At 68.9% G+C, this 26,735-nt stretch carries 23 protein-coding genes; 12 read left to right on the top strand and 11 right to left on the bottom strand.

Annotated features, from left to right (window positions below; all coding sequences use genetic code 11):
• Positions 1–142: 142 nt before the first annotated feature.
• The gene (locus tag ACZ4IF_RS39160) at positions 143–664 is read right to left on the bottom strand and encodes an allene oxide cyclase barrel-like domain-containing protein (RefSeq protein ID WP_467572243.1); all 522 of its coding nucleotides are present in this window, start codon (positions 662–664) and stop codon (positions 143–145) included.
• Positions 665–1,100: 436 nt separating this feature from the next.
• A complete protein-coding gene (locus ACZ4IF_RS39155; RefSeq protein WP_467572240.1) occupies positions 1,101–1,613 on the bottom strand; it encodes a PucR family transcriptional regulator in 513 nt (170 codons plus the stop codon).
• On the opposite strand from ACZ4IF_RS39155, the gene ACZ4IF_RS39150 reads away from it, so the two are divergent.
• The 6 genes from ACZ4IF_RS39150 (at position 1,585) to ACZ4IF_RS39125 (ending at position 7,465) form a co-directional block, all read left to right on the top strand.
• Positions 1,585–1,923: a hypothetical protein gene (locus ACZ4IF_RS39150; protein ID WP_467572237.1), complete on the top strand. Its 339-nt coding sequence runs from the start codon at positions 1,585–1,587 to the stop codon at positions 1,921–1,923. The genes ACZ4IF_RS39155 and ACZ4IF_RS39150 overlap by 29 nt on opposite strands.
• Before the next feature lie 536 nt (positions 1,924–2,459).
• Positions 2,460–3,974, top strand: coding sequence for a flavin-containing monooxygenase (locus ACZ4IF_RS39145; protein ID WP_467572234.1), 1,515 nt, complete (start codon positions 2,460–2,462; stop codon positions 3,972–3,974).
• An 862-nt stretch (positions 3,975–4,836) separates the two neighbouring features.
• Complete coding sequence (gene nthB, locus ACZ4IF_RS39140; protein WP_467572231.1) at positions 4,837–5,517, top strand: nitrile hydratase subunit beta; 681 nt, start codon at positions 4,837–4,839, stop codon at positions 5,515–5,517.
• The gene (gene nthA, locus ACZ4IF_RS39135; protein WP_467572229.1) at positions 5,514–6,110 is read left to right on the top strand and encodes a nitrile hydratase subunit alpha; all 597 of its coding nucleotides are present in this window, start codon (positions 5,514–5,516) and stop codon (positions 6,108–6,110) included. The genes nthB and nthA overlap by 4 nt, the downstream gene beginning before the upstream one ends.
• Positions 6,107–6,460: a nitrile hydratase accessory protein gene (locus ACZ4IF_RS39130; RefSeq protein ID WP_467572224.1), complete on the top strand. Its 354-nt coding sequence runs from the start codon at positions 6,107–6,109 to the stop codon at positions 6,458–6,460. The genes nthA and ACZ4IF_RS39130 overlap by 4 nt, the downstream gene beginning before the upstream one ends.
• A gap of 300 nt (positions 6,461–6,760) precedes the next feature.
• Complete coding sequence (locus ACZ4IF_RS39125; RefSeq protein ID WP_467572221.1) at positions 6,761–7,465, top strand: hypothetical protein; 705 nt, start codon at positions 6,761–6,763, stop codon at positions 7,463–7,465.
• 175 nt (positions 7,466–7,640) lie between these two features.
• On the opposite strand, the gene ACZ4IF_RS39120 is transcribed toward ACZ4IF_RS39125, so the two are convergent.
• Entirely contained in the window at positions 7,641–8,918 is a 1,278-nt protein-coding gene (locus ACZ4IF_RS39120) for an ATP-binding protein (RefSeq protein ID WP_467572218.1), read from the bottom strand.
• Positions 8,919–9,112: 194 nt separating this feature from the next.
• Between ACZ4IF_RS39120 and ACZ4IF_RS39115 the strand changes: the two genes are divergently transcribed.
• The 3 genes from ACZ4IF_RS39115 to ACZ4IF_RS39105 are packed head-to-tail and all read left to right on the top strand — an operon-like array spanning position 9,113 to position 11,891.
• Complete coding sequence (locus ACZ4IF_RS39115) at positions 9,113–9,322, top strand: ferredoxin (protein WP_359497362.1); 210 nt, start codon at positions 9,113–9,115, stop codon at positions 9,320–9,322.
• Positions 9,312–10,667 carry an NAD(P)/FAD-dependent oxidoreductase gene (locus ACZ4IF_RS39110; protein WP_467572212.1) on the top strand — a complete coding sequence of 452 codons (1,356 nt, stop codon included), beginning with the start codon at positions 9,312–9,314 and terminating at the stop codon, positions 10,665–10,667. The genes ACZ4IF_RS39115 and ACZ4IF_RS39110 overlap by 11 nt, the downstream gene beginning before the upstream one ends.
• A 42-nt stretch (positions 10,668–10,709) precedes the next feature.
• Complete coding sequence (locus tag ACZ4IF_RS39105) at positions 10,710–11,891, top strand: cytochrome P450 (RefSeq protein WP_467572208.1); 1,182 nt, start codon at positions 10,710–10,712, stop codon at positions 11,889–11,891.
• Between the two features lie 52 nt (positions 11,892–11,943).
• On the opposite strand, the gene ACZ4IF_RS39100 is transcribed toward ACZ4IF_RS39105, so the two are convergent.
• Positions 11,944–13,455: a GMC family oxidoreductase gene (locus ACZ4IF_RS39100; RefSeq protein WP_467572204.1), complete on the bottom strand. Its 1,512-nt coding sequence runs from the start codon at positions 13,453–13,455 to the stop codon at positions 11,944–11,946.
• A gap of 91 nt (positions 13,456–13,546) precedes the next feature.
• Here ACZ4IF_RS39100 and ACZ4IF_RS39095 point away from each other — a divergent pair, with 91 nt between their 5' ends.
• The gene (locus ACZ4IF_RS39095) at positions 13,547–14,293 is read left to right on the top strand and encodes a TetR/AcrR family transcriptional regulator (protein ID WP_467572201.1); all 747 of its coding nucleotides are present in this window, start codon (positions 13,547–13,549) and stop codon (positions 14,291–14,293) included.
• Positions 14,294–14,376: 83 nt separating this feature from the next.
• Here ACZ4IF_RS39095 and ACZ4IF_RS39090 read toward each other — a convergent pair whose 3' ends face one another.
• From ACZ4IF_RS39090 to ACZ4IF_RS39075, 4 genes are all read right to left on the bottom strand, one after another.
• Complete coding sequence (locus ACZ4IF_RS39090) at positions 14,377–15,255, bottom strand: serine hydrolase (RefSeq protein WP_467572199.1); 879 nt, start codon at positions 15,253–15,255, stop codon at positions 14,377–14,379.
• A gap of 445 nt (positions 15,256–15,700) precedes the next feature.
• Positions 15,701–17,638 (bottom strand): multicopper oxidase family protein, encoded by a 1,938-nt coding sequence (locus ACZ4IF_RS39085; protein WP_467572195.1) that lies wholly within the window; start codon positions 17,636–17,638, stop codon positions 15,701–15,703.
• A gap of 697 nt (positions 17,639–18,335) precedes the next feature.
• Positions 18,336–18,581, bottom strand: a complete 246-nt coding sequence (gene tatA / locus ACZ4IF_RS39080) for a Sec-independent protein translocase subunit TatA (protein WP_467572192.1) — start codon at positions 18,579–18,581, stop codon at positions 18,336–18,338.
• Between the two features lie 304 nt (positions 18,582–18,885).
• Positions 18,886–19,755: an SGNH/GDSL hydrolase family protein gene (locus tag ACZ4IF_RS39075; RefSeq protein WP_467572190.1), complete on the bottom strand. Its 870-nt coding sequence runs from the start codon at positions 19,753–19,755 to the stop codon at positions 18,886–18,888.
• A 429-nt stretch (positions 19,756–20,184) separates the two neighbouring features.
• Here ACZ4IF_RS39075 and ACZ4IF_RS39070 point away from each other — a divergent pair, with 429 nt between their 5' ends.
• On the top strand, positions 20,185–21,375 hold the full coding sequence (locus tag ACZ4IF_RS39070) for a glycosyltransferase (protein ID WP_467572187.1): 1,191 nt from the start codon (positions 20,185–20,187) through the stop codon (positions 21,373–21,375).
• A gap of 98 nt (positions 21,376–21,473) precedes the next feature.
• Here the strand turns inward: ACZ4IF_RS39070 and ACZ4IF_RS39065 are convergent, their stop codons facing one another.
• Entirely contained in the window at positions 21,474–22,238 is a 765-nt protein-coding gene (locus ACZ4IF_RS39065) for an MBL fold metallo-hydrolase (RefSeq protein WP_467572184.1), read from the bottom strand.
• Positions 22,239–22,732: 494 nt separating this feature from the next.
• On the opposite strand from ACZ4IF_RS39065, the gene ACZ4IF_RS39060 reads away from it, so the two are divergent.
• Positions 22,733–23,254 carry a sigma-70 family RNA polymerase sigma factor gene (locus ACZ4IF_RS39060; RefSeq protein WP_467572181.1) on the top strand — a complete coding sequence of 174 codons (522 nt, stop codon included), beginning with the start codon at positions 22,733–22,735 and terminating at the stop codon, positions 23,252–23,254.
• Positions 23,255–23,349: 95 nt separating this feature from the next.
• On the opposite strand, the gene ACZ4IF_RS39055 is transcribed toward ACZ4IF_RS39060, so the two are convergent.
• A complete protein-coding gene (locus ACZ4IF_RS39055) occupies positions 23,350–25,464 on the bottom strand; it encodes an AfsR/SARP family transcriptional regulator (protein ID WP_467572178.1) in 2,115 nt (704 codons plus the stop codon).
• Positions 25,465–25,868: 404 nt separating this feature from the next.
• Positions 25,869–26,675, bottom strand: a complete 807-nt coding sequence (locus ACZ4IF_RS39050; protein ID WP_467572175.1) for an MBL fold metallo-hydrolase — start codon at positions 26,673–26,675, stop codon at positions 25,869–25,871.
• Between the last annotated feature and the right edge of the window lie 60 nt (positions 26,676–26,735).

The following is a 26,735-nucleotide window of genomic DNA, read 5'->3' as shown; positions in this document are numbered from 1 at the left end:
CGCGTGGTGCGCGTCATCACCGGTGCACCGGGGGAGGACACCCCGCGGGGGCCCGGGCCGCTAGCGGCCGGGCCCCCCTCATGTTGCTTGCGCCAGTGCCGGCGCCCAGGAGGCTCGGATTTTATTGCTGTATCTTCCGCAATCAACCGTTCATGTGGACGGTGAAGTGCCTTTCGGTGACTCCGGCGGGAATGGTACGAACGAAGCCCGAGGCATTGCTGTACGCGCCCGATCCACCGGTAATGCCGACGTCGACGTACGACGGAGCGGGCAGGTGCAGCAGCGCCTGTGCGGCGAATTGCCCCTCGGGCAGGGAGAAGGTACCCAGACACTGGAGCGCCGTCGGATTGACGTGGGTGACGGTGCAGATCGCGCTGTGATCGCCGACCTTCTTGCCGTCGCGATAGAGGTCTTCGTGGACGACGTTCTCGTCACCGATGCTGGCGCCCTTCTGGCCCAGATCTATTTCTGCAATTGAGGTCTGCTTGCCGACCAGCTCGAAGGTCTGGGCCCGGTGCTTCGCCGCGGGAGCGCTGACGGAAGAAGCCGGCGAGTCCGCCGAGGCCCATGGCGCAAGAGTGATGCCGCCGGCGAGTGCCGTGGCCACGCCTGCGGCCGCACTCAGGTAACGCCCCTTCTTGGTCTTGAAAATCTTCTGCATCATGTGGCTCCGTTCGGTGGTGAATCGATGCGATAGCGACAGAAAGAGCTACCGGCCCCGATGGGGGGCTCCCGATGGATAGGGCCGGCTTGGATCGCCTCGCGATACAGCCCTTGTTCGGGTAGATGGTGGGACAGTTTCATATCAATTCGTCACCTGTCAAACAGGTGACGAGATAAGGATCGAGCTCCTGGTCGCCGACGCGGGCAAGAGGCGAGCCCTGTGTCGATGGTCATATAGGAGTATATGCTCCTAAGTGTACTGCAGGCCGCGCCGCGGTTCCAGGGGCAGCACGAAGCTACGCAGGGGCATCGAGCCGACACACGTGCTGAGCGGTGAAACAGGCGCCGAGGCAGGCGGCTCGAATCACCCCCTGGGCACTGCCACCGAGAGCGTGTCTACGGGCGGGACTCCGAGGAACAGCGGCTCAGCCCGACGCTCATGACTGGTGGCGCGCTTCGCGTCCGCGCCACTGGAGGACTTCGAGAGCGGCCGCCACTTCGAGGGTGTGCCCGGCCAGCGGGCGCGGCAGCAAGTGGTCGGCGCGGGCGAGCCGCCGGAGCAGGGTGTTGCGATGGGTGAAGAGGCGGGTGGCGGCCCGGGAGGCGTTGCACTGTTCGGCGATGAAGACGCGTACCGCGTCGGTGATGTCGGCCGGTGCCGTTGCCAGGTCGCCCAGGACGCGACTGACGAAGCGGTCGGCGTGTTCGGGGTCCTGGGTGAGGAGCGCGACGAGTTCGACCTCGTCGTACGAGGCCAGGCGTTGGACGGACGACAGGCGGGCCAGCATCTGCTGTGTGGTGAGTGCGTCGAGATGACTGCGGCGGAAGCCGTCGACGCCGGGGGCGGGCGAGCCGAGCGCGATGCGTACGGCGGGGAATCCATCCAGGGCGTCCTGGACATGGTCCGCGTCGGGACCGGCCGTGGACCCACACCCAGCGGGTCGCGGCACTGGCGAGGACGCTCAACGGCGGTACCTGGCCGGCCGCGGCGGCCAGGGCGTCCGCGGCGCGGTCGAGTTGATGGAGGTCGGCCCCGGGATCGTCGGCCCAGACGACGGCTGCGGTGTGCGTCGGCTCCAGGGCGTAGCCCAGTCGTGCCTGGGCGCGCTGCTGGGTGATCGGCGCGCCGTCCAGCAGCAGGGCCACGATCTCGCGGCGCTCGGCGTGGGTGCCCCGGGTGAGCTCGCCGCGCTCGACGTGCATGCGTGCGGCGATGGCGGCGACGGTGTCGTCCACGAAGGCGGCGATGGAGCGCAGTGACACGTCGAGCAGCTCGCGCAGTTCCTCGGTATCGGTGGTGAGCGAGCAGGCGATCTGTGTCCACACCCGCACGGCGACACTTTGACCCACCCGGTAGGAGTCGAGCGCGGATTCGTCGAGGCCCCGCCGCACGAGGTCGCGGGCGATGGCCAAGGGGGCTTCGCCGTCGTTCGCGGGCACCGGTTCGCCGGGGGCACGGACGTTGCAGGCTGCCCAGAACAGCAGGTTGGACCGGTTGGTCCGCCGTGTCCCGGCGGCGAGGACCGGGTCGGCGGCGACCTGCTGTGCCTGGCCGGACAGTGTGGCCGCGTCGAGTTCGGCGAGCCACTCCGGCCTGGGACGCAGCGCGATCTCGGCGCCCCGGCGCATCAGTTCCCGTACGCGGGGCGACGGCGGATTCCACGGCGGCATGCGACGACACTAGTGGTGCACTGTGCACCGCACGAGGGTCGATACGGTGCAGATCGCGACTGGCCGCTCGGTCACCCGGGCCTCACCATGGTCGAGCCGCACCTCGTCGTCTGGAGTCGTCGCCCATGTCTGCTGCCTCAGCCCCGTCCGCCGTCGAGCATGTCGACGTCCTGATCGTCGGCGCCGGGATATCCGGCATCGGGGCCGGTCGCTATCTGAAGACCGAACTGCCGTCGAAGACGTTCGCGATCCTGGAGGCGCGGGCCGCCTCCGGCGGGACCTGGGACCTGTTCCGCTATCCGGGCATCCGGTCCGACTCGGATCTGCACACCTTCGGCTACGAGTTCAAACCCTGGCGGGACGAGGAGTCCATCGCCTCCGCGCCACGGATTCTGTCGTACCTGCGCGAGACCGCCACCGAGAACGGCCTGGACAGCCACATCCGTTACCACCACAAGGTGGTTTCCGCGTCCTGGTCGACCGACCAGGCGCGGTGGACGGTGCGCATCGAGCGCGCCGACACGGGCGAGCGCACCGCACTGACGTGCGCCTGGCTGTTCTGCGCCGGCGGGTACTACCGCTACGACGAGGGTTTCATCCCGCACTTCGAGGGCCGGGAGCGCTTCGGCGGCACGATCGTGCATCCGCAGCAGTGGCCCGAGGACCTGGACTACGCAGGCAAGCGGGTCGTGGTGATCGGCAGCGGCGCCACCGCGGTCACACTGCTGCCCGCGATGGCCGACACCGCCGCGCACGTGACGATGCTGCAGCGGACCCCGTCGTACATCCTGCCGGTGCCGAAGAAGGACGTGATCGCCAACGCCTTGAAGAAGTACCTCGGGCCCGAACGGGGCTACGCGTTGACCCGGCGCAAGAACATCGCCCAGCAGCGCTTCGTCTGGTCCTTCTGCAAGCGATACCCGAGGACCGCACGCAGGCTCATCCGGTGGGCCAACGCGAAGCAGCTGCCCGATGGTTATCCGCTCGACGAACACTTCAACCCGCCGTACGACCCCTGGGACCAGCGCCTGTGTGCCGTCCCCGACGGGGATCTGTTCAAGGCCATCGCCGCCGGAAAGGCCTCCGTCGTCACCGACCGGATCACCACGTTCACCGAGGACGGAGTGCGGCTTGAATCCGGCCGGGAACTGGAGGCCGATGTCGTCGTCACCGCGACCGGGCTGAACGTGCAGGCTTTCGGCGGCATCACGGTCACCGTCGACGGCGAGGAGATCCGCCTGTCCGACACCGTCGCCTACAAGGGCATGATGCTCTCCGGGATTCCCAACCTGGCCTTCTCGATCGGCTACACGAACAGTTCCTGGACGCTGAAGGTCGGTCTGCTGTGTGAGCACTTCTGCCGACTGCTGGCCCACATGGACACGGCCGGCCACGACATCTGCCGCCCCGAAGTGGCCGATCCGGGGATGGAGACCCGGCCGTTCCTCGACTTCGCCGCCGGCTACATCCAGCGCGCGGTCGACCAACTGCCCCGGCAGGGCGACCGGTTGCCGTGGCTGACCTCGATGGACTACCACTCGGACGTCAAGCTGCTCCGCGCCGACAGCGTCGTCGACCCGGAACTGCACTTCTCCCGGGTCGAGGCCTCCCACGCCGAGTCCACGGCGGTCGCCGGCTGAGCGTCGTGAGAAGGGTGGGGACGAGGCGCCGCAGCATGTGGTGACTACGGCGGAATATCACTCAGGCCTGATCGGCTGCCTGCTCGGCTTCGTAACAAACACTGCAGGTCAGGCGCCTGGCCGCGGGCCTTGCCGTGGAGGTGCCGGGCGCGCTGGAAAGCGATTCGCTGGTGACATGCAGATGCGTGCCGCAGATTCCGGCCCCGCACCTCGAGCAGACGCCGACAGCGCTGGCCGGGCTCGGGACGGTGGTCGAAGCCCGGGGCGTTTCGACCATACAGTCGAAGCAGTTCATGACAACCGGCCTTTCTGGGCAAGGAAGCCTAGCCGACTTCCGCATTCTAGCCTCGATACCTTCAGAACACTCGGACCACGGTCGCCGTCACTGATATCCGGTCCGAATTGCCGTGATGTCCAGGCTCCTTATGAATTCACGCTGTGCAACACGGCGCCAACAGGAGGCGAGGTCGTTCGCCGGGCGCTCCACAGGTATTCATGGGACGCTGTGTGCACGACCGGCTCGCGGCTGTCGCTCATGCCGGTCCAGGCCGGTACGGGCACGGACGACTCGATGCTCCAGTGCTGCACGGTGGCGGTTCCCTCCGTCGGCGGGCGGCTCGCCGCACTCGTGACACGCGTCGCCATTGCCGTCCCGCGTACACGCTCGTATGTTCTTGAATAGCGAGCCATGGCTTCCAGTGCCGAAATCCCACACTCGGGCGACGAGTCGGCGCACATTGTGCGGTGGCGCGGCACTGCCACGGGTGCATTCGAACGCGGTCCGACCCGTGATCCCGATTGCATGAACGATCCGGTCGCTGGTTGAGGATATCTGCTGTGCGGATACGCGAGAGGTAACGTCATGGACGGTATTGCCGATATGGGGGGAGCCCCGGGATGGGGCGCCGTGCCGCCGCCGAGGCCGGATGAACCGGTCTTCGAGGCACCCTGGCAGGGTCGGGCCTTCGCTCTGACACTTCTGTCCAGCCGTATCGCGTGCGGCGGCTACAACCCTGATGCCTTCCGGCACGCGCTGGAACGCCTGGACCCTGCCGCCTATCTGGATGACGGCTACTTCGGGCGCTGGCTCAACGCCGCGGAGCTGATGCTCACCGAAAGCGCCACCCTCGCGGTGGGTGCGATCGACGCCCGCGCCCGCAACCTGCGTGGTGAACATCTTCAGGAGCCGCCGCCACCCGCCCCTCGTCCCGACTACGCCCCGACCGCCGTGCCGGTCGGCGCGGGCTCGCTGCGCTCCGTGGACACCGCGCCGGTCTTCGTTCCCGGCGAGCGTGTGCGGGCCAGGGCCAGGTCGGTGCCCGGGCACACCCGGCTGCCGAAGTATGTGCGGGGACACGTCGGTGTCGTCGAGCGCATCCTGCCGGCTTCCGTGCTGCCGGACACCAACGCGCACTTCCTGGGCGAGAATCCGGAGCATGTCTACTCGGTGCGGTTCGACTCGGCGGAGCTGTGGGGAGCCGACGCGGCGCCCTCCACAGTCACAGTGGAGATGTACGAGAGCTACCTGGAGACAGCCTCATGAACACCAGCGGAGCGGGCGACCGCCTGCCCCCGTCCCTGCGCGCCGAGGCGCTTGAGCAACTGCTCACCGAACGGGGCCTGATCGACCCCGAGGCGATGGACGGGATCATCACCACGTACGAGACCAACGTGGGCCCGCTCAACGGCGCCAAGGTCGTCGCCAAGGCCTGGACCGACCCGGAGTACCGGCGGCGGCTTCTGGAGGACGGCACCGCGGCCATCAAGGAGCTGGGGTTCTCGGGGGCGCAGGGCGAGCACATCGTCGTGGTGGAGAACACGGCGACGACACACCACGTCGTGGTGTGCACGCTGTGCTCGTGCTATCCGTGGCCGGTGCTCGGCCTGCCGCCGAGCTGGTACAAAGACCCCGCTTACCGGTCGCGGGTGGTCAAGGAGCCCCGTGCGGTGCTGTCCGAGATGGGGCTCGAACTCGACCACGACGTGCGGATCACCGTGCACGACTCCACCAGTGAGGTGCGCTGGCTCGTACTGCCCGAGCGCCCGGCCGGCACCGAGAACCTGTCCGAGGAAGAACTCGTGCCGCTGGTGACACGGGACAGCATGGTCGGCGTGGCCAAGGTGGCGGCACCATGAGCGCGCCATTGGACATCGACGGGCCCACCGCACCTCCGAGGTCCAACGGAGAGCTGGTCTTCGCCGAACCCTGGGAGGGTCGCGCCTTCGGCATGGCCGTCAGCCTGTACGAGGCGGGCGCCTTCACCTGGCCGGACTTCCAAGGCGCTTTGATCGCCCGGATCGCGGCCTGGGAGGCTGCGGCGGCATCGGAGGAGCCCTACTGCTACTACCGGCTCTGGCTGGCCGCCCTCGAGGACGTACTGGTCGGACTGCGCGCCGTGACCGCGGACGAGGTCGCCGCGCGCGCCCAGGCCCTGGCGCGACGTCCGGCGGGCCACGACCACGTGCACCCCTCGCCCCCGCACTGAGACGGGGCGCACACTCTGCGCACACCGGACTCAGTACCGCCACGGTTTGTGCCGGTGCTTCCCACCCGGCGGTTGGTCGGACGGCGCGGAATCGCTCGGCTCGGAGCACACGGCCAGGCACCGAGGGGTGCCGGGCTGATCGCGCCGCGCAGGAAGGCATGGGGGGAACCCGGTCTTGCCGCACGATAAATACGAGCATGTGCTCGTACCGTCCGGTCCCGTCCCGGGCGGGGAGCTCCTGCCTCTGTCCGTCCCACCAGTGCATTCGGTGTGCTGTGGTCCAAGCGAAGGAACCCCCTCATGTCCATCAAGAACAAGGTGCTCGCCGCTGCGGCGGCGGTGATCGTCGTCGGCGGCCTGGGTGCGGCGGGAACGGTCCCCGCGAACGCGGCCACCCAGGGGTGCGGGGACAGCTGTATCCAGATCTACAGCGCGAAGTTCGGCACGTCCGCACAGCCCAATCTGGTTGAGACCGTGTATCGAGGGGAGGCGAGGGCGGGCCGGCCCACCGTGATGCACCCCGTCAGCAAGACGGACCCGGCCGGCGACATCGCCGGTCACCGTGCGGGCCCGGTGTCCGATTTCTACAAGGTCGGCCTCGTGTCCGCCGAGGTGAACGAGCACTACGGCAACCTGCGCGCGGTGGAGGTCGAGTACGCGCCGCACGGCATCCGCACCGGTCTGTGCGCGGGCCTGGCTCACACCGCCCACCAGAACGAGGGCTTGACCCTGCAGAAGTGCAGCGTCTCCGCCAGGACCGTCTGGATCATCGACACCACGGATTCACCCTCGACCGTGTCGCAGGGGCACTTCCCGCTGGTGAACGGCTCGAACACGAACTTCGCCCACCCCTACTCGATGACGTTCACGCACGACTCTCCCGACCACGACGGCTGCGGGGACGGCGATCACCGGAGCGCGGTGCCCTCGCAGATCCGGGTCGCCAGACTGGCGGGCAACCCGTCCCACGTGCCCGACAGCCAGCTGTGGGGTGTGACGAAGTAGCAATCGTCGCGCACACCTGAGCAGATCGTGCTGTGCCCGACCGGTGCGGACTCCCGCGGCGAGCCCTCTCCGCGCGGCTCCGGATCCCCTTCGCCGCCATGCACCCGCGACTCGCGCCATCCCGACGGGCTGGCCGGACGGGAGGCCGGGGTGGTCTGCGGGAGTCTCCTGGCGCTCACAACCGGCTGTACTTCTCTATGTCTTCGGTGAACTCCTGGATCGCCTGTGCCGTGAGTGTCGGCCGTGTGTCGGCGATGGCGTTCATGTAGTCCTCCGTGGTGGCCGGCCGGCCCTGACGATGTGTGACCTCGCGCTCGAACGCCGCTTGAGCCCCCTTGCGGGAAGCGAACTCGATGTCGGCCGGCGTGAACATCTCGCTGGCCTCGACCAGTTGGCCGACGTCGACCTCGTCGGACGCGGCCATGAGGTAGCGGCCCCAGATCGCCTCACGCGCGGCTCGGTCCGGCGGGCCGATCGGGATGACGTAGTCGAACCGGCCCGGACGCAGGAACGCCGCGTCCAGGGAGCGTACGGAGTTGGTGGCACAGGCCAGCAGTCGCGCGTCCTGCTCGCGGAAGACGGGGATGAGTTTGAGCAGTTCATTGGTGACGCCGTGACCGGGGTCCACCGCCTTGCCCGACCGCACGCCGGCGATCTCTTCCACCTCGTCGATGAAGAGCACCACCGAGTCCAGTTCCGCCAGGTCGGCGAAGGCCTCGCGCAGTGCCGCGGCGAGTCCCTCGTCGGTGTCGGCCGCCAGACGGGAGGGGAACAGTTCCACGAACGGCCAGCTCAGTCGTGAAGCAACTGCCTTGGCGAAGCTGGTCTTTCCGGTGCCGGGTGGTCCGAACAGGATGATCGCCTTGGGCGGGACGACACCGTAACGGTCCGCAAGTGCCGGTTCGGTCAGCGGGAGCACCACACGTCGTTCGACGACCTGCTTCTCCCGCTCCATGCCGGCCATGGTGTTCCAGAGTCCGTCGGGCAGCATGCGGCCGCCCAGCGCATCGAGGACACCGGCATTGACGGTGCCGGGAGGTTCGAGCTTCTCGTAGTAGGTGAGGCCGTCACGGGACTGGTATCCGCAGTTCTCCAACGCCCTTGTCCCAGCGGCGTGAGCGGGCAGCAGCGCGCTGATGTGGCGCACACCCATCGCCCGCAGACGTCGTTCCACCTCGGCGAGCAGGGCACTGCCGATGCCGCGTTCGCGCCAGCGCGAGGCCAGCGCCACCAGGAGGATCCATCCACGTTTGCCGTAGGCCTGCGCAACGGCCATGCCCACCAGTTCGTCGCCGACCACCGCGACCACCGCTGTCTGACCCGCCTTGGCCGCCGCCATGACCTCGGAGACCGGAAACACCCTGTGTTCGTCTGCCCGGCGGCTCTGGTCCCAGATCTGGATGGCCTGGTCGAGGTCGTCGTCGTGATAGTCGCGCAGATGCCATACGGGCATCGTCACCACCTCGCTCGGGTGGGGAATCCCATTCTCCCCAGGGCGGCGGAGAGTGACGAACGGACCAGGCTCTCCTCCACGCAGCACTCGGCGGAGCCGACCTGCGTCCCGCGTCGAGCAGTCGCCGTGCGAGCCGTCGGCTCCCGGCTCATGCTGGAAACGAGGGGGGTGAGACAACGGAGGAAGTGGTGGAGATGCGGACCGTTGTCGATCTCACACGCTGCCAGGGCTACGCGCAGTGCGTGTTCCACGCCCCCGACGTGTTCGAGCTGCACGGCGAGGAGGGGCTGCTGTACGCCACGGCCGTGCCCGACGACCAGATCGAGCGCGTGCGCCAGGCCGCGGCGGCGTGCCCGGTGCAGGCGATCCTCCTCGGAGAAGCGGTGAGCAGCGGTGCCCGGTGACCTGAAGGACGGCCGTATCGTCATCGTCGGCGCGTCGCTTGCCGGGCTCAGAGCCGCGGAGGCACTGCGCGAGGAAGGCTTCACCGGCTCACTGACCGTCGTGGGGGATGAACCCTACGCGCCCTACGACCGGCCGCCGCTGTCGAAGCAGGTGCTGCTCGGGCAGGCCACAGCGGACACCACCGACCTGCCGATGCGCATGAATCCGGACGCCGAGTGGCGGCTGGGCGTACGTGCCACCGGTGTGGACCTACTGGCGAAACAGGTGCTTCTGGAGGACGGGGAGTCACTGCCGTACGACCGGCTGCTGATCACCACCGGGACCCGGGCACGGCCCTGGCCCGACCCGGACGAGGCCGCCCTGGAGGGTGTGTTCACCCTGCGGACGCGAGAGGACGGCGCCGGGCTGGCGGAGCGGCTGGCCGCGGAGCCGGAGCGGGTGCTGGTGATCGGCGCCGGTTTCACCGGTTCGGAGATCGCATCCGCCTGCCGGGAACTCGGAGTGGAGGTCACGGTCGCCGAACGCGGCCCCGCACCTCTGGTGGGTGCCCTGGGCGGCACCCTGTCGAAGCTCGCTGCCGTCATGCAGCGCAATCACGGTGTGGATCTGCGCACCGGGGTGACGGTCACCGCTCTGCACGGCAACGGCAGCTTCACCGGAGCGGAGCTGTCCGACGGCAACCGCGTCGACGCGGACGTGTGCGTCGTGGCGTTGGGAGCCGTCCGCAACGTCGAATGGCTGGCCGACTCCGGACTGGCGGCGGGCCCGCGCGGGGTCGCCTGCGACGCCGGTTGCCGCGCCTTCAACATGTACGGGATCGTCACCGACGACGTCTTCGTGGCCGGCGACGTCTCCCGCTTCCCCCACCCGCTGTTCGGCTACCAGATGCTTTCGCTGGAGCACTGGGGGAACGCCGTGGAACAGGCAGAGGTGGCGGCCCACAACATGGTCAACCCGGGGCCGCTGCAGCGCCCGCACCTGTCCATCCCGACCTTCTGGTCGACCCAGTTCGGACTCAACATCAAGTCGGTGGGCGTTCCCACCTACTCCGACCACGTCGTCATCGCCCAGGGGTCGCTCGAGGCCCGCCGTCTGGCGATGGTCTACGGCTACCAGGGCCGGGTCACGGCCGCGGTCACCGTCGACATGGCCAAGGCCCTGGACTACTACCGGCACTTGATCGAGACCGCTGCTCCGTTCCCGCCGCCGCCCGGCGCGCAGGACCGGGCCATCGCGGCCGACATCACGATCCCCTCCGAGGTTCCGGACCCTTCCGTCCTGTCGCACGGCCCGACCGTCGCACTCACCGGCCATCTCCCCGACCGCCGGCTGGCGGTGGTGTGAACCACCGACCGGCCCGCGTTCTGCCCACCCCGAGGAGCCGTCATGGACTCCGAGACGTTGCTGGCACGGATCACCGACTACGCCAGCCGCCCCAACCCCTACCCGCTCTACGAGGAACTCCGCCAAGCCGGTCCCGTCGTGTGGCAGACGGGCGGCAATTGCGTGATCGGCACCTACCATCAGATCGCCGCGCTGCTCCACGACCCGCGGATGAGCGCCGCCCCGCACGCCCATGGTGAGGCGCCTCGACAGCCGTTCCTACGGGTGGACGACCCCGAGCACCACCGACTGCGCACCCTTGCCATGCGGCCCTTCGGCCCCCCGCACAGCCCCCGCCGTATCGAGGGCATGCGCGGGGAGATAGACGCCATCACCAAGGAGCTGATGGCATCCTTCGAGCCGGGCCGACAGATCGACATCGTCGACGACTTCGCCTACCCGCTGCCCGTCACCGTGATCTGCCGTCTGCTCGGCGTGCCGCACGAGGACGAGCCGCTCTTCCGGGCCTGGTCCGACGCCCTGGTGGCATCCGCCGACGTGCGACCGGACCAGGAATCCGACGAGACCGACAAGGCCGGTGAGCAGGCACGCATGGAGATGGGCGGGTACCTGCTGAATCTGGCCGAGCAGCGTCGTGGCCACCCGAGCGACGACCTGCTGTCCGCCTTCGTCAACGAGCCCGACCCGGCCCTCCGGCTCACCCAGGAGGAGCTCGCCATAACCGCCGTACTGCTCCTCATCGCCGGACACGAGACCACCGTCAACCTGATCACCAACGGGGTGCTCACTCTGCTGCGCCGGCCCGAGGAGCTGGATCGCCTGCGGCGCGAACCCGATCTGCTGCCGCGAGCGGTCGAGGAACTGCTGCGTTATGAACCACCGGTCCACATGCGCGAACGCATCCCGATCGCCGACATCGAGGTGGCCGGCACCGTCGTCCCCCGAGGAACCTCCGTCATCCTGGTCCTTGCCTCCGGCAGTCGCGACCCCAAACGGTTCCACGAGCCCGACAGGTTCGACCCCACCCGCCCCGACAACCAGCACCTCGGCTTCAGCAGCGGCATCCACTTCTGTTACGGAGCGCCCTTGGCCCGTCTCGAAGCGCAGGCGGCGCTCGGCGCACTGCTCCCTCACCTCGGCACCGCCGGCCTGGTCCAGGATCCGCCGCCCTACCGCCAGAACGCCATGCTGCGCGGGCCCCGCCACCTGCCCGTCCAGCTGTGAAAGCGTGGATCGGGCAGACGGGCCACCGACAGCCCCGCTCCGGGGCGCGGTGTCAGGCATTGCGCAGGAGATCGGCCGCTCGCTCGGCGATCGCGTACACGGTGGCGTTCGTGTTGTTGGACGGGATCGAGGGGATGACGGAGGCGTCGGCGACACGCAGGCCGTCGAGACCGCGGACGCGCAGCGCCGAGTCGACGACGGACATCTCGTCCTCTCCCATCATGCAGGTGCCCACCGGGTGGCAGTACGACCCGAAGTGTTTGCGGGCGTAGTTGCTGATCGACTCCGCGTCCACGGCGTCGAGTCCCGGGCTGACCTCCTCGATTCCCCATTCGGCGAGGGAGGAGGACCAGGCGATCCTGCGCGCCGTCGTGATGCCGGACAGCACTGTCCGGACGTCCTGCTCCGCGGAGAAGTAGTTGGGGTCGATCACGGGTGCTGCGTAGGGGTCGGCCGAGGTGATGCGTAGTGTGCCGCGGCTGGCCGGGCGCATGGGGGACACACCGATGGTGAAGCCGTTCGACACGGGGGCTACGGGGTTGGGAACCGGTATGTCGATGAAGATGATCTGCAGGTCCGGTCCGTCCGCCTCCGGTGTGCTGCGCAGCAGACCCAGGATCTCGCCGTGGTTGTTGCGCGCCATGGGCACCGGGCGTTGTGCGCGGAAGACGAGGTTGGCCCGCGGGTGGTCGTGCAGGTTCTGCCCGACCCCGGGAAGTATGTGGAGGACGTCGACCTGCGCCTGCCGGAGGTCCTTCTCGGGGCCGATGCCGGAGCGCAGCAGCAACTGCGCCGATCCGATCGTCCCGGCGGTGAGCACCACTTCACCGGCCGTCGTCGCGGTGCGGACGCGGCCCCGCGTGCCGTACTCCACGCCGGTGCAGCGAGTGCCGTCGAAGAGCAGACGGTGCGCGACCGCGTCGGTGACGACGTCCAGGTTGGGGCGGTTGCGTACCGGGGTGAGATAGGCGTCGGCGGCACTCTGGCGCCGTCCGGCGACGATGTTGAGGTCCACCGGGGCGAAGCCCTCTTCGAGGCCGCCGCTGATGTCGAAGGCCCGGCGGTGCCCGGATTCGACCGCCGCGTCGAGGCACGCGAGCAGGACCTCGTTCGGCTCGGCGGCCGGGCCGACGAACAGCGGTCCGTTCGTTCCGCGGCCGACCGCGCCGCAGACGGCGGTCTCGCTGCGCTGGAAGTAGGGCAGCAGGTCGTCGTACGTCCAGTCCTTGGCTCCGTGCTCGCTCCAGGCGTCGTAGCCGGTGTGGTGTCCGCGTGCGAACACCATGGCGTTGATCGCGGTGGAGCCGCCCAGGCCTTTGCCACGCGGAAGAGCCACCGGGGCGCCGGAGGCGCGCTGTGGCACGGTCAGGTCACCCCAGCCGGCCTCCGAGGCGGCCAGCGAGGGCCACGCCGGCGGCTGGGCGACAGCGTCGGGGAGCGTGGACGAACCGGCTTCCAGGAGGAGCACGCGGACGTTCTCGTCCTGCGTCAGCCGGGCCGCGAGCACACACCCTGCCGTCCCAGCGCCTACGAGTATGTAGTCGTACACAGTCGGTGATGACATGACGATTCCATCCTTGCCTGAATCGGTGGAAGCCTTTCGAGCGTAACACCGGTTCGAATCACTGATTCGATAGATTTGATAGCGTTGATTCATGACCGCTGACGTGGTGGACGGCCAGACGGCCGAGACGCTTCATCGCAAGATCGTTCTTGCCGCTGCCGATGTGCTGGAGAAGGGAGGGCTGGACGCCATGTCCACGCGCGCCGTGGCGACGCGTGCCGGTGTCTTCCCGCCGACGATCTTCCGGCTCTTCGGGGACAAGGACGGCCTGCTGGAGGCGGTGGCCGAGCACGGCTTCGAAACGTATCTCCAGGCCAAGAGCCGCATTCCGTACAGCGACGACCCGGTCGCGGACCTCCGCCTCGCCTGGGACCTGCACATCGAGTTCGGGCTGATGCAACCGGCCTACTACGTCCTGGTCTTCGGGCAGGCACGCTCCGGTCACCTGTCGCGCGCCGGCCGCAAGGCCGTCGCGGAACTGCAGCGCATGATGACCCGCGTCGCCGCGGCCGGTCGGCTGCGCATGAGTGTGGAACGGGCCACGGCCGTCATGCACGCCGCGGGCGTGGGCGTGGTCTCCACGCTGAACAGCACACCCCCCGAGGCTCGCGACCTGGACACGGCCGTCGTGACGCGCGACGTCGTCTTCGACGCCATCGCCGCGCCCCCCGTGGCAGATGCGCCGTCCCCTGCGAAGGACGCGGGTCCGGCCACCGCAGCCATGGGGCTGCGCGCGGTTCTGGCCGAAGCGGGGGATCTGCCCCTCAGCCCGGGGGAGCGGCTGCTCCTTCTGGAACTGCTCAACCGTCTTGCCGACGCCCCGAAGGTCATCGGCTGACGGAAACCACTGATGGCTTCCACGAGTCGTCGGCCCGCGCCGCTGGGACGGAGACTGTCGATCGCCTCGGGCCCGAGCGCCGCTCAAGAGGTGACCCTCCCGGTCGATGCCCTGGCGAGAGCCTCGGCCGCGGAGCGCGCCGCCTGCTCCACGAGGTCGATGCCGATCTCCTGGGTGCTGCTGCCGTTCAGCAGGACGGCCAGGTAGAAGACCCGGCCGTCCTTCTCTATCCGGCCGATGCTGTTGACGTCCCACTTGTTGCTCTGACTCCTCTGCAACCAGCCGTTCTTGAGGGCGGTGGGCCGTCCCGGATCCGCTGCCACGGAGACGCCCCAGTCCTGGTCCGGCGCGATGTGGTACATCAGATGCTGGATGTAGGCCCGTGCCGCGGAATGGAGCGGCGACCTGTCACCGAACACGGCGGCCAGCAAGCGGACCTGATCGAGTGCGGTGGTCTGGGTGAGGCCCCAGACGGTGCCGTCGCCCCCCGTGGTCTCCCGTAGCCCGAGACGCGCGTTGGCCTTGTCGAGCGCCGATGCCCTGCCGATGGCCGACCAGAGCGCGCTGGTCGCGTCGTTGTCACTGTTCTCGATCATGGCGGTCGCGAGGCCGCGCTCCCGGGCGGTCAACTCCCGCCCCGCGTCCTGGGCTTGGAGCAGAAGTGTGGAGAGTATGTCCACCTTGACGATGCTGGCCGTGTCGAAGATGCCCCTGCCGTAGTCGGCCCATCTGTTGCTCCGCGGGTCCAGGAGCGCGACCGACATCTTGCCGGTCCCGAGAAGGGACGTGACAGGAGCCAGCGCCGACTTGAGGTCCACAGTGCCGGGCGGGGTGGGAGCGGACGCGGTCGCCGGTCCGGTGGGGGCCGCCGGTGTGCCGGCGTCCGAGGGGTTCAGCCAGCGTGCCGTGCACGATGCGGCAGCGCCTGCCAGGACGGCACCGGTGGCCACCGCGACTGTCACGCGTCGCCTCTTGACCCGTCTGTGGCGCCGTACTTCGGCCCGGGTCGGACGGCGACCGGCGGGGATCTCACGTCCGGTTTCGATGTCGTGCGGGTGCGAGTCCGACATGCGTGGGCATCTCCTTGCACCGTGCGGTGGCGCCTGTGCTGGTGAACGAAAGGGTCCGCGGCGTTCGGGTGCCACGGACGGCCGAGACGGGGCCTGGAGGGGCGCTGAGCGCAGGTCTCTTCGGCGTTCTGCCGAGCGGGAATCGGGACGACCGTGTCGGCGTGTGCTGGGAAGCCGCGGCGCCCGGCATGCAGGGAACCGGCGGTGCCGGCCCGGCCCCGCACCGGTCCGGAGACGAGTGCGGGGACGAACCCGCCGGCCCCCCGCCCGCGACGGTTGCCGCGGGCGGGGGCTCAGCCGCGATGCACGCCGCATACGCGGCAGCGCCGGATCGGCGTCACATCTTCATGCCGGAGTGACTGCCCTTCATGTGCTTCATGCCCGTGGATCCGTTCATGTCCATCGACATGGCGTGGATCTCGTGGACGGCGGCGGGCATGATCACGAAGGGGCGCATCATCCCCTCGTCCTCGTGGGACAGGATGTGGCAGTGGTACATCACCTTGCCGGTCTGCTTCGCCAGACGACCGGCCACCGTCACGATGGTGTTGGCGTTCACGGTGATGGTGTCCTTCCAACCGGACTCCTCGGGAGCGACGGGCACCGTCCCTCCGAGGGTGATCGGCTTCGTCGTCCGTCCCGCGGCGGGGTCCATCCCCGACCCGTCCACGGAACGGCGGTCGATCACCTGGAAGTTCATCAGGTGGATGTGCATCGGATGGTAGATCGGCACCTCCGGGGGTCCGACGCTGATGAAGTGCCACTTCTCCCACGTGCCGGACGCGGCGAAGAAGGTGGTCGTGTCCTCGAACGTGGCACCGGTACGCCGCAGGGTTCGGGTCTTGCCCGACATCTCGATCTGCACGATGCCGTCCTCGGGCTTCGTGTCCCCCGACACCTCCTGCATCTCCCAGAGTTGAGGCATCGCGCCGGTCTTGTCGAAGGTCAGCACGACGAAGCGCTCGGTGGCGTCCGAGGGGACGTCCTCGGCCTTGAGGTTGCGGAAGGAGCTTGACAACGTTGTCGGAACAGGGTGGTGAGGGTACCGCTTCTTGCCGACACGGAACTGCATGACTTCGGGGAAGGGCATGATGAAGTCGGGAAGAGCAGCTCCGGGCTGCTGGCCCGGGATGGAGTTGACGAGCTTCAGCCGCTTCCCGGGGAATGCGGCGAAGTCGATCACGATGTCGGCGCGCTCCGCGGGGGAGAGCGTCACAGCCTCCTCGACGGTGTGCGGCTTCCCCAGCAGGCCCAGGTCCGTGCCGATCAGCTTCATCGCGCCGGGCACGGCCTTGCCGGTCTCCTCGTCGATCACGACAAGTCGGTAGACGCGGGCGTCCGAGACGTTCACCGCACGGAAGCGGTAAGCCCGCGCCTCCACGTCGAGGTACGGCCAGACCACACCGTTGACCATGGTGAACGGGTTGAGGGTGGCGAGCGCCGGCGGCAGAGTGCCAGGCTCGGGAACGTCGTGTCCGCCGATGATCCTCTTGCAGAGGATCTGCCCGTTCAGGCGACCCTGGGAATCGGTGTCGAAGTTCGCGTCCTGGATGGTCAGGGGAATCTCGAAGTCGCCGTGCGGCAGGTCGAGGCGGGACTCCTCCTTGTCGCGGACGAGGTAGTTGCCTATCAGGCCGGCCGACACGTTGAGTGCGGTGACCGCCATGGCGTGGTCGTGGTAGAAGAGGTGCGCGGCCGCCTGGTCGTTCGCGTACTCCGCCAACTGCGCGCTGCCCGGCCCGACTCCGAACTCGGCCGCACCGTCGTTGAGGGCGTTCTGGTGTCCGCCGTGCAGGTGCACCGTCGTCCAGGCGGTGAGCTTGTCGACCTCCGCTCGCGGGAACGAGCCCTCGGATCCCGGGCGGTTGTAGGGCAGCAGGCCTGGTCCAGGGCCTTCGGGGTGGACCCAGACCGCCTTGACGGGGGTGGTGCCCGTCAGCTTGTTGCTCCACGCGACTCGGAACTTGTGTCCCCGGCGTGCCTCGATGGTCGGACCGGGGAAGTGGCCCTCGTAGGTCCACAGCCGGGTGGTGGGCATCTGGGAGTGCAGGCGCAGCGTTGCCTCGACGAGATCGATCTCGGTGACGCCCTTGCCCGCAGGGCGCAGGGTCGGAGGTATGCGCAGCGGATCCTTGAAGGGAGTCAGCGTCGAGAACGCCGGCTTGCTCACGCCGTCGATGACGCCGGCGGTGAGCACCTTGTCGTCCTCGGCTCCGTTCCCCTTGAGGATTCCGGTACCGGCCACGGCGACGGCGGCTGTGGTGAAGCCTGCCATGCCCAAAAGGGACCGCCTGGTCGTGCCTGTCATGTGATGGTTCGTCCTAACTCGGTGGTTGAGGCGCACGAACGCACATCGCCGAGGCCGTCGAGGCCTCAAGGGTGTGGTTCGGCAACGCACTGGCGCGGAAGAGGCGCCTTGTGTGGAGAGAAAGGTTCCGCGAGGTGGTCGACCCGCCCACAGGGTTTCCGTCCTCGCCCGTTGTCCCGACCGGCCGTTCTGGCTCGTGGCGATGGCGGAAGAGACGCGTGGGCCCTCCCGCGGCCGTTGCCGGATGCCGGCATGACCGGATCTCACAGGATCGACTGGAGCTACCGGTTCACGCTTGCACCCCGTCATGCGATGCAGGCCGGATGACTGGGAGGTGGTGAAGGGGCGCGTCGACCGGGTCCGGCTGCGCAGGTCCATCGGACCGGTGTCGGCAGCCGTGACCTCGGGTCCGTGTGACGTCCCCGTGCTTCACTCTGGCCACTGAAGTAGATCATAATAAACTTGACTGTGCAAACATCGTGCTGAAGTCGTGTGGGTTCTACGAGTGTTCCGACGACGCGGTCCGCGGTCGTCCCATCGGTGGAGGCTGTCCGCTCATACGTTGTGCACTTGGGCGGTCACATCGCTCCACTCGCACACCGCACCGGCCGACCGGGCACATCAGGGCGACACCCCCATCGTCCTCCGCCCGCACATGTGTCGGTCAGCGGTCGCCCGTGTCGGCGCCGGCCCGTGCGTCGTCGGGTACGAGCCGAAGGCCGTGAGCGGTCTGCGCGGAGCTCGTCGTGTCGGCCGGTCCTGTCTCGCGCAAGGCCGAGGTCTCACTCTTGATGATCCGCATCGACTGTCCGAGGGAACGGGCGATGCCGGGAAGTCGTTTGGCGCCGAAGAGGAGGACTACCGCGACGAGGAGCAGCATGATCTCGGGTGCTCCGAGTTTTCCGAACATGGGCGATTCCTGTCTGAGTGCATGTACACGCACGGAGTCAGAGCACCTCATGAGGGCGGGCGATCTGCCCCGCCCTGCAAGGGAGCCCTGGGCACCGATCACATGGTGTGGCGTCGAGAAGGTCCTTCCGGCGGAGTGGCTACGGAACTTCCGCGGCCGCTCCGCCGGCCGAACAGCCCCGACACAGACAACACGAGTGGACAGGGCCAAGATGTTCACGGTCTGCCCGAACACGGGCACGTCCTCGGTGAGCTGCCGGCGGTCGGCCCGCGTGCGCGGGTGTCACCCGGCCCCCGGCGGACCGCTACCGATGCGACGCGTGACGGGACAGGCCCCGCTCGACCGCGCCGGCCATCGCGCTCTCGCCCGCGGCGTTGGGATGTACGGGCGCAGCCGGAGTCTCCGGAGCGAACGTCTCGATCCACCGGTTGCCCGTCGGCTGACACAGATCGTGTCCGACGGTGGGCGCGTAGGTGTTGACGTACTCCGCCCCGCCCCGGCGCGCCTGGCGGGCGAGCATTCCGTTGAGCTCCTTCTCCTTGTCCCGCAGATAGGAGAAGTCCCCGGCCGCCAGAGGCACCTTCGCACTGGTGCAGCCGACTCCGTTCTCGGGGAAGAGGTCGGGATATCCCACCACCACGACGCGGGCGTGCGGGGCGCGGTGACGGATGCCTCGAATCACCTGAGCGACCTTCGGGGCGGTCTGTTCGATGGACTCCGTGATCGTGTCCGACCCCGTGCCCGTGAAGTGGGTACGGCACGGAGCACCGGCGGGATCGGTGGCGGAGAGCTGCGCACAGGTTCCCAGGACGGTCGAGAAGCCGATGTCGTTGCCGCCGATGGTGACCGTGACCAGGTCGGTACCCCGATCGAGGGCATCGAGCTGGGCCGGCACCGCGCCCTGAGCGGACGCCATGTGGGCAGTGGTGGCTCCGGCGCAGCTGACATCCGTCAGCGTCGCCCCCACCGAATGGGCGGCCAGGGAGGGGTAGTTGTGGTCGGAACGCAGGCAGGTCGCGTCGGACTGGTTCGGGACCAGGGGCGCGGAGGCGTACGAGTCACCGAGGGCGACGTAGTCCACCTTGTGTCCGCTGTCCGTGGCGGCGTCGGCCGACGCCGCCACAGACGTGGCAAGTGCTGCTCCTGTGGAGAGCAGCACGGTGCCCACGGTCATGACGCGTGCAGCGCCGGACGTGGGAAACAGTCTTCGCACAATGTGTCCTCTCGGGGTCGGGCTTTCCGGCGGGCGAGGAGCGGCGGCCACGGCTGTGGTGGTACCGCCGCGCCGCACGTCCGGCGCAGAAGCCCGGGCGATCTCCGCCCCGGCCGACGCTGGTGAGCACTGCGCCATGTGGGGCGCGTCAGCGGGCGGTCGAGGCATTCACTTCTCACACGTACGGAGAGCGTGAGCAGGTGTCACGCGCACGGTAACGACTTGGTTTCTTATGAGGGACGGAAGTAATTGACGATGCAACTATAGTTGGGTACCTTCACACGCATACCGCCTCTCCGGTCTGGATTCGGCGGTACGTTGTCGCCTCCACCGCGGGCCGGGTACCGGCCGGAGCGGCCTCTTGCGACGTGAGTCAGGAAGCTTCTCGCCGTGCGCATCCTCTTCTTCAGCAACTCCCTGCCCCAACGCCTGTCTCCGCTGCTGCCGCTGGCTCGGGCCTTCCGTCTGCAGGGCCACGATGTCGCGCTCTCCACCACTCCGGAGGCAGCCGTCCGACTCGAGCCGGAGGGCTTCGAACTGCTGCTCTGCGGCCCCACTCCGTACGAGGTGTCCGCTGAAGTCGCGCGCCGTGCCGGAGCCGACATCCTGTTCAGCGCGACCACGAGCCTCATGGCGGAAGTCTTCGCCGGCACACGTGTCGACCTCATGGCGGACGAAGCCCTGGACCTGACCGAACGCTGGGCACCCGACCTGATCGTCTCCGAGCACTACGACTTCGTGGGTCCACTGGTCGCGAGCGCGCTCGAACTGCCCTGCGCCGTAGTGGCCTCCGGTCCTGCGCCGGCAGCCGAGGAGCTGCACGCCCTGGCGGCGACGGTTCGCCCACGGTATGTCGATCGCGGACTGCGGCCACCCTCCCATGTCCCGTCCGGTCGCTGGCTGTTGGATCTGTGCCCGCCCAGCCTGCAGCGCCGGGGACGGCCTCCGTTCCCTGAAAGCATCGGGCTGAGAGCGGAACCCGGCCGGGGTTCGGTGAACTGGTCATGGGCGCGCCGGACGACCGGCATCCGCAGGCCACGGGTACTCGTCGACTTCGCCCCGGAAGCGGAGACGTCGCTCGGACTCGACACGGTGCTGCACTCGTTGGGTACGCTCGACGTCGACCTGGTGGTCACCGCGCCGAACGGAGATGTCGACGCTGTCGGACCGGAACCGGTCCGGACACCGGTGGATCCAGGCTCCCCGGACGGCGAGCGGCCGGACGGTGTTTCCGCGGTGGTTCATCACGGAGATCCGGACATCACGTTCGCCACGCTGGCGCGTGGCATACCTGCCGTCGTCGTCCCGGAGTCGCCCGAGCAACAGCAACAGGCGGAGCGCCTCGCGGCCATCGGGGCGGGTATCGCGCTGCCGGCACGGGAACAGGACCCCGCGGTGATCACGGCTGCGGTCGGCCGACTGCTCTCGGACGCACGCTTCACCGTGGCGGCGTCCCGCGTCCGCGACGAGATCGCCGCCATGCCGACGTCGGCGCAGGTGGCTCGGCGGCTCGTGACGTCGCTTCGCCACGCTCAGGACGAGGGAGCGTCGGCAGAGCCTGCTTCTGTCACGGCCTGGTGAGCTCGGTGCCGACCGTTCTCCCCCGGGCAGGAGGGCCCGGGGCCACGGTGAAGGAGGGCATGCTGTGGGGTGTGCGCCGGTCCGCGGCGCACCCGCGGCTACTTCTCCGCGCGGGACCGGGCCAACGCGACGGCTTCCCTGGGCGACCCGTGGTGAACGGGGCCGTGGCCGGGAGCCATGACGTCGGCATCGACGGCCTCCAGCGAGTCGAGTGCGCCGAGGGCACGGGTGCGATCGGTGTGGAACATGTCGGGCAGCAACTGGGGGCCTGACAGGCGAGATGTGGGGTGCGCCGTCACCAGGGCGTCGCCCGTGACGAGGATGCCACTGCCCGGCAGGTGGTACGCGCAGTGACCCTTGGTGTGTCCGGGCGTGTGGATGGGGACGGGTGCCCCGGGCAGGTCGAGGGGTCCGGTGTCAGGAAAGGTCTGTGCGACGCGGACGGGGACGTGTGCCGTGCCTCCGGCGCGCAGTGCGTGCGCGGCCCAGGGGACCACTCCCGGTCGCCATGCCTGGGCGAGTACCTGAGCCACGGACACCTGGTCGAGATAGTCCCGGCGGGCATGCGGGACCTCCTCGTGGTGCATGACGACAGGCACGCCGTGAGTGAGGCGGAGGCGCTCGGCCGACCCGATGTGGTCGTTGTGCGCATGCGTGACCAGGATGGCGGTCACGGCGTCCGGAGCCAGCCCGACGGCGTCCAGGGACGCCAGCAAGGTGTCGTGGTCGGCCGGGTAACCGGTGTCGATCAGCGTGCAACTGTCGCCGTCCTTGATGATCACCCAGTTCGTGTTGCTGCCGGAGACCTGGTACACGTCGCGGTCGATGCGCACGACGTCTTCTCCTCGCAGGACCTTGTGCATTCTCTTCCGACTCCCATGATGTGGCGGCGCTCGGGCGGGCCAAGGGTGCGCGATGCGAGCACGGTGCGGCCGAGATCCGTCGCCTCCGCGCGAGACACGCACCGTGCTCACGGAGGCGGCGGGACCAGGGCGTCCAAAGGCTCCTCGCCGGTGGACATGTCCAGCGCACGAGCGCCGCGGTGCCGAGCTTCCCTCGCAAGAAACACGAATCGGCGACCGCTGTGGTTCACACGTTCACTGTTCCGTCCGGCATCCGTCGTCCACTGTGCGAAGGGCTTTCCGCCGGGCTGTCCGAAAGGTGCGCTCCGTTCCCTCCGGCCGGTCTTGATCCTGACCACGGCTGCATGCGGCGGCACACCTGGGACCGTGCGGTATCTCGTCACCGTCACAAAAGCGGAAGTTTTCGGACACCTGCCTCTGCCTACAGTGCGCGTGCGGAGGCTGCATCCGGCCTGCGACCGTTGTGACAGAGAACCAGGACGGCTCAGAAGACGATGGCTACGCCCCCCACGGAAACGACGTGTTCGGAGCTGCTCGCGCTCATCATGACAGAGCACCGGCACGGGCTTGTCGCGTATGCGGAGAGGATGCTGGGCGACCATGGGCTCGCCGAGGACGTCGTGCAGGAAACGATCATCCGGGCATGGCGGAACATGGACCGACTGCTCGGTATGGAAGGCTCGGTGAAAGGGTGGCTGTTCACCGTCACCCGTCACCTGATCGTGGACTGGGTGCGAAAACCACATGCGCGCAGGGAGGTTGTGGGAGGCACGTACAGCGAACCCTCGTCCGGCACCGATCACATCGAGGCGGTGCACCACGCCATGGTGGCCCGTCCCACGCTGAGCCGACTGTCCCCCGAACACCGGGCGGTTCTGGTCCACCTCTACCTGTTCGACCGCACCATCAAGGAGACCGCAGCCATCCTCGGCATACCTGCGGGAACCGTGAAGTCCCGTCAGCACAACGCCCTGCGCAAGCTCCGTAGGGCGCTCCACGCCGACGTGGTCGCCTGAACCGACCGCGGGACGTCACCCGCGACGGATTTCGGGGCACCGGGACCACGGAACGGGCCACGGCGCCCCGCGGCCGCGCCGCACGGTGCCGCGCCTCAACGGCGCCTCGGGCGTGGTGGCATGTCGAGCGTACGGGTGAGCTGGCGCCGGAGTGTCTCGCGCTGGGGTGAAAGGCGGGCGTCCTGGACGAGCGCGGGCAGGAGCTTCCGCTCAGCGGTGATCCACTCGGCGGCGTCGGCGCGATCGTAGAACGTCTGTGGTCGGACTCCTGGCCGCGGCGGCGGCAGGATCACCGTACGGCGTTCCGGCGCGAGCAGGGCGGTCGCGGCGTCGGCGCTGTACAGGTAGTGCTCGAACATCCGCGCACGCGCCTGGAACCGCACGCTGACCGCGTCCAGCGTGGCGCTCAGCTCCCCTGCCCAGGCGCGCAGCAGATCGTGGCAGGCGTACCGGTCCGGGGTCGGCTCGACGAGCAGATGGTGATCCGCCAACTCCGCCATGTCTTCCATCGTCGTGCACAGGTCCGTTCCGGCCAGGCTGGCGGCGGCGCTCAGTGTGATGGCACGCGCGGGATGAAGACTGAGCAGACGCAAAAGCCTTGCCGCACCGCCCGTGAGCCCTTCGTAGGAACGCCGGAACGCGCTGCGGACGTCGGTGGGGGCGTCCTGGCTCGACAAGGCGACCAGGCCGCCCCGCAGTTGGGCCGCGAGCGAGGCGAGAGAGAACCCCGGTGGCCGTGACAAGGCTCGTGTGCCGGCCACGGCCAGTGCCAGCGGCAGCCCTCCGCACAGTTCGACGATCTCCTCGGCCGACCCGCGTTCGGCCCTGATCCTCTCCGGACCCAGGCGCCGTTCGAGGAGCTGGAGCCCCTCCGGCACCGTCATCGGGTCGAGCGTGAGGATGTGCGCGTCATGGGTGACGGCCAGACCCTCCAGTCGCCGACGGCTGGTGACGATCGCGAGACAGCCCGGATCGGTGGGCAGCAGCGGGCGGACCTGCTCGCAGTCACGGGCGTCGTCCAGGACGATCAGCAGTCGTCGTCCGGCCAGTGCCCGTCGGTAGACGGAGTGGAGTGCCGTGTCGTCGGGAACCTCGCTCCGGCTGACGCCCAGTGCGTCGAGCACCGTCCTCATGGCCCGGGCCGCGTCGAAGGGCTGCTGCGAGGAGTGGTATCCCTGGAGGTCGACGTAGACCTGCCCGTCGGGGAAGCGGTCGGCGGCGGAATGGGCCCAGCGCAGGGACAAGGCCGTCTTCCCGACTCCCGCCATGCCGCACAGGACGACGGTGGATGCGGCCGACTCGTTCTCGCTCTCCGGCGGCACAAGCTCCAGGAACTGCTTCAGCGCCTTCTGGCGGCCGGCGAAATACACGGATTCGGGCGGCAGGCGAACCGGTGCCCTGACCGCGTCGGCGGGGCCCGTCGGCCTGTCCGCGTCACCGGAGGACGTGCCGCGTACGAGGTGCTGCCGGGCGGCCCTCAGACCCGGGCCTGGTTCGACTCCGAGCTCGTCGGCCAGTGTACGGCGGACGGCCTCGAACTGCCCCAGGGCTTCGGCCTGTCGACCGGTGGTGGCCAGGACGGAGATGATCCGCGCATGGAGGGCCTCGTCGAACGGGTGGCGCTCCACGGCACGCCGCAGGGCCGACAGTACTTCTTCCGTCAGTGCCGGAGCGGAGGTCAGTACCACGTCGGCGGCCTCTTTGACCGTCGTCACGTATTCGTGCCCGACGGAGGTGAACGCCGGGTGCCGGGCGACAGAGGTGCCTTCGGCGACCATGGGGCTGCGCCAGAGACCGAGGGCCTCGACGAAGACCTGGGCGGCCCGTGCGGGGTCGCCGTCCTTGAGGGCGAGTTGTGCCTGGCTGCGGAGGTCACGAAAGCGCAGGAGGTCGGAGGTCGAGGGGTCGACCTGGAGCCGGTAGCCGTCGGAGGCCCGGGCCAGGTGCTCGGCGTCGGTCCGGCTGCGCAGACCTGGTTCGAGGATCCGGCGAAGGGCACCTATGTGCCGGTGCACCACGTTGACGGCGCTGGCGGGTGGCTCACCGTCCCACAGGACGTCCACGGCGTCGCTGGGCGATACGGGACCGGGTGCGCGCAGCAGCAACAGGGAGAGCAGGGCGAGCCTCTTCGGAGGGCCGAAGTCGACCTCGGTGTCACCGCGAAGCGCGCGCACGGTGCCGAGGATGGAGTACCGGACTGTCGCATCCATGTTCCGCTGTCATTCCTCACGTGTCACTGTGCTGTCTGTGCGTGGACCACCATGGTCACGACCGGGAAGAGCGGCTCCGCGGAGCGTACGATCAGGCGCGCGAGGCCTTGACCGGTGCGGTCACCGTCCGTCGGAGACCGCGGCGGCCCCACCCCGTCGGAGTGCCCCGATGCCGCGAGCGGGCGTCACGACGGGCCGGCTTTCGGATGCCGCACGACCGGCGCACGCCGATGTGCGTCGACGCGGCGGAGGAAGGGGCAGCACTGGGTGCCGGCGCGGTCGCCCTCCCGGGACATCCCCGTACAGGCATTATACTAATTGGCGAGTCAAGTAGATTCTGTGTTGGTTTCCTCGTCCATGAGGAGAGCGGCGGAATACACCCCGCGGTCTTCTTCGGTTCCGCGTCAGGGCCGCAGGGCCACCCAGGAACCGTGCGGAGCGCTGCGCAGGAGCGACGACAGGCCGGCTTCGTGAAAGGCGAGCTCCAGATCGGCGAGCCCTTCGGAGAAGTGGGTCCAGCCGTCGTAGTGGGCGGGGACCACGACGTCCGCACCCAGCACGGCTGCTGCCGCGGCGGCACGACGGCTGTCCATGGACAGCGGCCGCCCGTCGAACTTCGCCGGCACACGGGCCGCTCCGGCGTGGAGCAGCGCGGCACTGATGTCCGGGACGCGGCGGGAGACCTCCGCCACCGTGCGGATGGAGGCGTTGTCGCCGCTGATGTAGAGCGTGGGAAGCCCTTGGCCGGACACGACGAACCCGGTGACCTCGCAGTTGACGTTGCCGTCGGCGTCGCGCTCTCCGTCCTCGGGTCCGTGCACCGCCGGGACCGCGAGGACGGTGAGGTCGCCGCGACCGTCCGGGCGCGGGACGAGGTGGCTCGTCCAGGGGGCCAGACCGACGGCCCGTTCGCCGAGCCGCGCGGCGGAGAGCGGGCCCGCAAGGAGGAGAGGGGCCGCTACGGCGAACGCCCGCCCGCGCTCGTCGAGATTGTCCGGGTGCTGGTCATGGCTGACCAGCACCACGTCGACGGAGCCCAGGGCTTTCTCGTCGACAGCCGGTCCTGCTGTCTTGGTCAGGTACCCGTGCGGACCGGGATCGTCGAATGTCGGATCGCTGACGAGGCGCAGGCCGCCCATGTCGATCACGGCAGTGGGTCCGCCGAGCACGGTGACGGCGCAGTCCTGCCGGGACAGCTCTCTGTTCGTCATTGCCACCCTCGCTGAGCGTTCCATCACTGCGGACACGTTCACGCTAATGATCCGCGCGGA

The organism is Streptomyces sp. NPDC025784, assembly GCF_055558435.1.
This window is presented reverse-complemented; position numbering and strand designations above follow the sequence as displayed.

What these genes read in the sequence shown, in the direction of transcription:
- ACZ4IF_RS39145 (WP_467572234.1), top strand. Translation starts at nt 2,460, where the DNA reads ATGTCTGCTGCCTCAGCCCCGTCCGCCGTCGAGCATGTCGACGTCCTG.
- ACZ4IF_RS39095 (WP_467572201.1), top strand. Translation starts at nt 13,547, where the DNA reads ATGACCGCTGACGTGGTGGACGGCCAGACGGCCGAGACGCTTCATCGC.
- ACZ4IF_RS39105 (WP_467572208.1), top strand. Translation starts at nt 10,710, where the DNA reads ATGGACTCCGAGACGTTGCTGGCACGGATCACCGACTACGCCAGCCGC.
- ACZ4IF_RS39075 (WP_467572190.1), bottom strand. Translation starts at nt 19,755, where the DNA reads ATGACCGTGGGCACCGTGCTGCTCTCCACAGGAGCAGCACTTGCCACG.
- ACZ4IF_RS39085 (WP_467572195.1), bottom strand. Translation starts at nt 17,638, where the DNA reads ATGGCAGGCTTCACCACAGCCGCCGTCGCCGTGGCCGGTACCGGAATC.
- tatA (WP_467572192.1), bottom strand. Translation starts at nt 18,581, where the DNA reads ATGTTCGGAAAACTCGGAGCACCCGAGATCATGCTGCTCCTCGTCGCG.
- ACZ4IF_RS39130 (WP_467572224.1), top strand. Translation starts at nt 6,107, where the DNA reads ATGAGCGCGCCATTGGACATCGACGGGCCCACCGCACCTCCGAGGTCC.
- ACZ4IF_RS39115 (WP_359497362.1), top strand. Translation starts at nt 9,113, where the DNA reads ATGCGGACCGTTGTCGATCTCACACGCTGCCAGGGCTACGCGCAGTGC.
- ACZ4IF_RS39160 (WP_467572243.1), bottom strand. Translation starts at nt 664, where the DNA reads ATGATGCAGAAGATTTTCAAGACCAAGAAGGGGCGTTACCTGAGTGCG.
- ACZ4IF_RS39055 (WP_467572178.1), bottom strand. Translation starts at nt 25,464, where the DNA reads ATGGATGCGACAGTCCGGTACTCCATCCTCGGCACCGTGCGCGCGCTT.
- ACZ4IF_RS39065 (WP_467572184.1), bottom strand. Translation starts at nt 22,238, where the DNA reads ATGCACAAGGTCCTGCGAGGAGAAGACGTCGTGCGCATCGACCGCGAC.
- ACZ4IF_RS39125 (WP_467572221.1), top strand. Translation starts at nt 6,761, where the DNA reads ATGTCCATCAAGAACAAGGTGCTCGCCGCTGCGGCGGCGGTGATCGTC.
- ACZ4IF_RS39120 (WP_467572218.1), bottom strand. Translation starts at nt 8,918, where the DNA reads ATGCCCGTATGGCATCTGCGCGACTATCACGACGACGACCTCGACCAG.
- nthA (WP_467572229.1), top strand. Translation starts at nt 5,514, where the DNA reads ATGAACACCAGCGGAGCGGGCGACCGCCTGCCCCCGTCCCTGCGCGCC.
- nthB (WP_467572231.1), top strand. Translation starts at nt 4,837, where the DNA reads ATGGACGGTATTGCCGATATGGGGGGAGCCCCGGGATGGGGCGCCGTG.
- ACZ4IF_RS39100 (WP_467572204.1), bottom strand. Translation starts at nt 13,455, where the DNA reads ATGTCATCACCGACTGTGTACGACTACATACTCGTAGGCGCTGGGACG.
- ACZ4IF_RS39060 (WP_467572181.1), top strand. Translation starts at nt 22,733, where the DNA reads ATGGCTACGCCCCCCACGGAAACGACGTGTTCGGAGCTGCTCGCGCTC.
- ACZ4IF_RS39050 (WP_467572175.1), bottom strand. Translation starts at nt 26,675, where the DNA reads ATGACGAACAGAGAGCTGTCCCGGCAGGACTGCGCCGTCACCGTGCTC.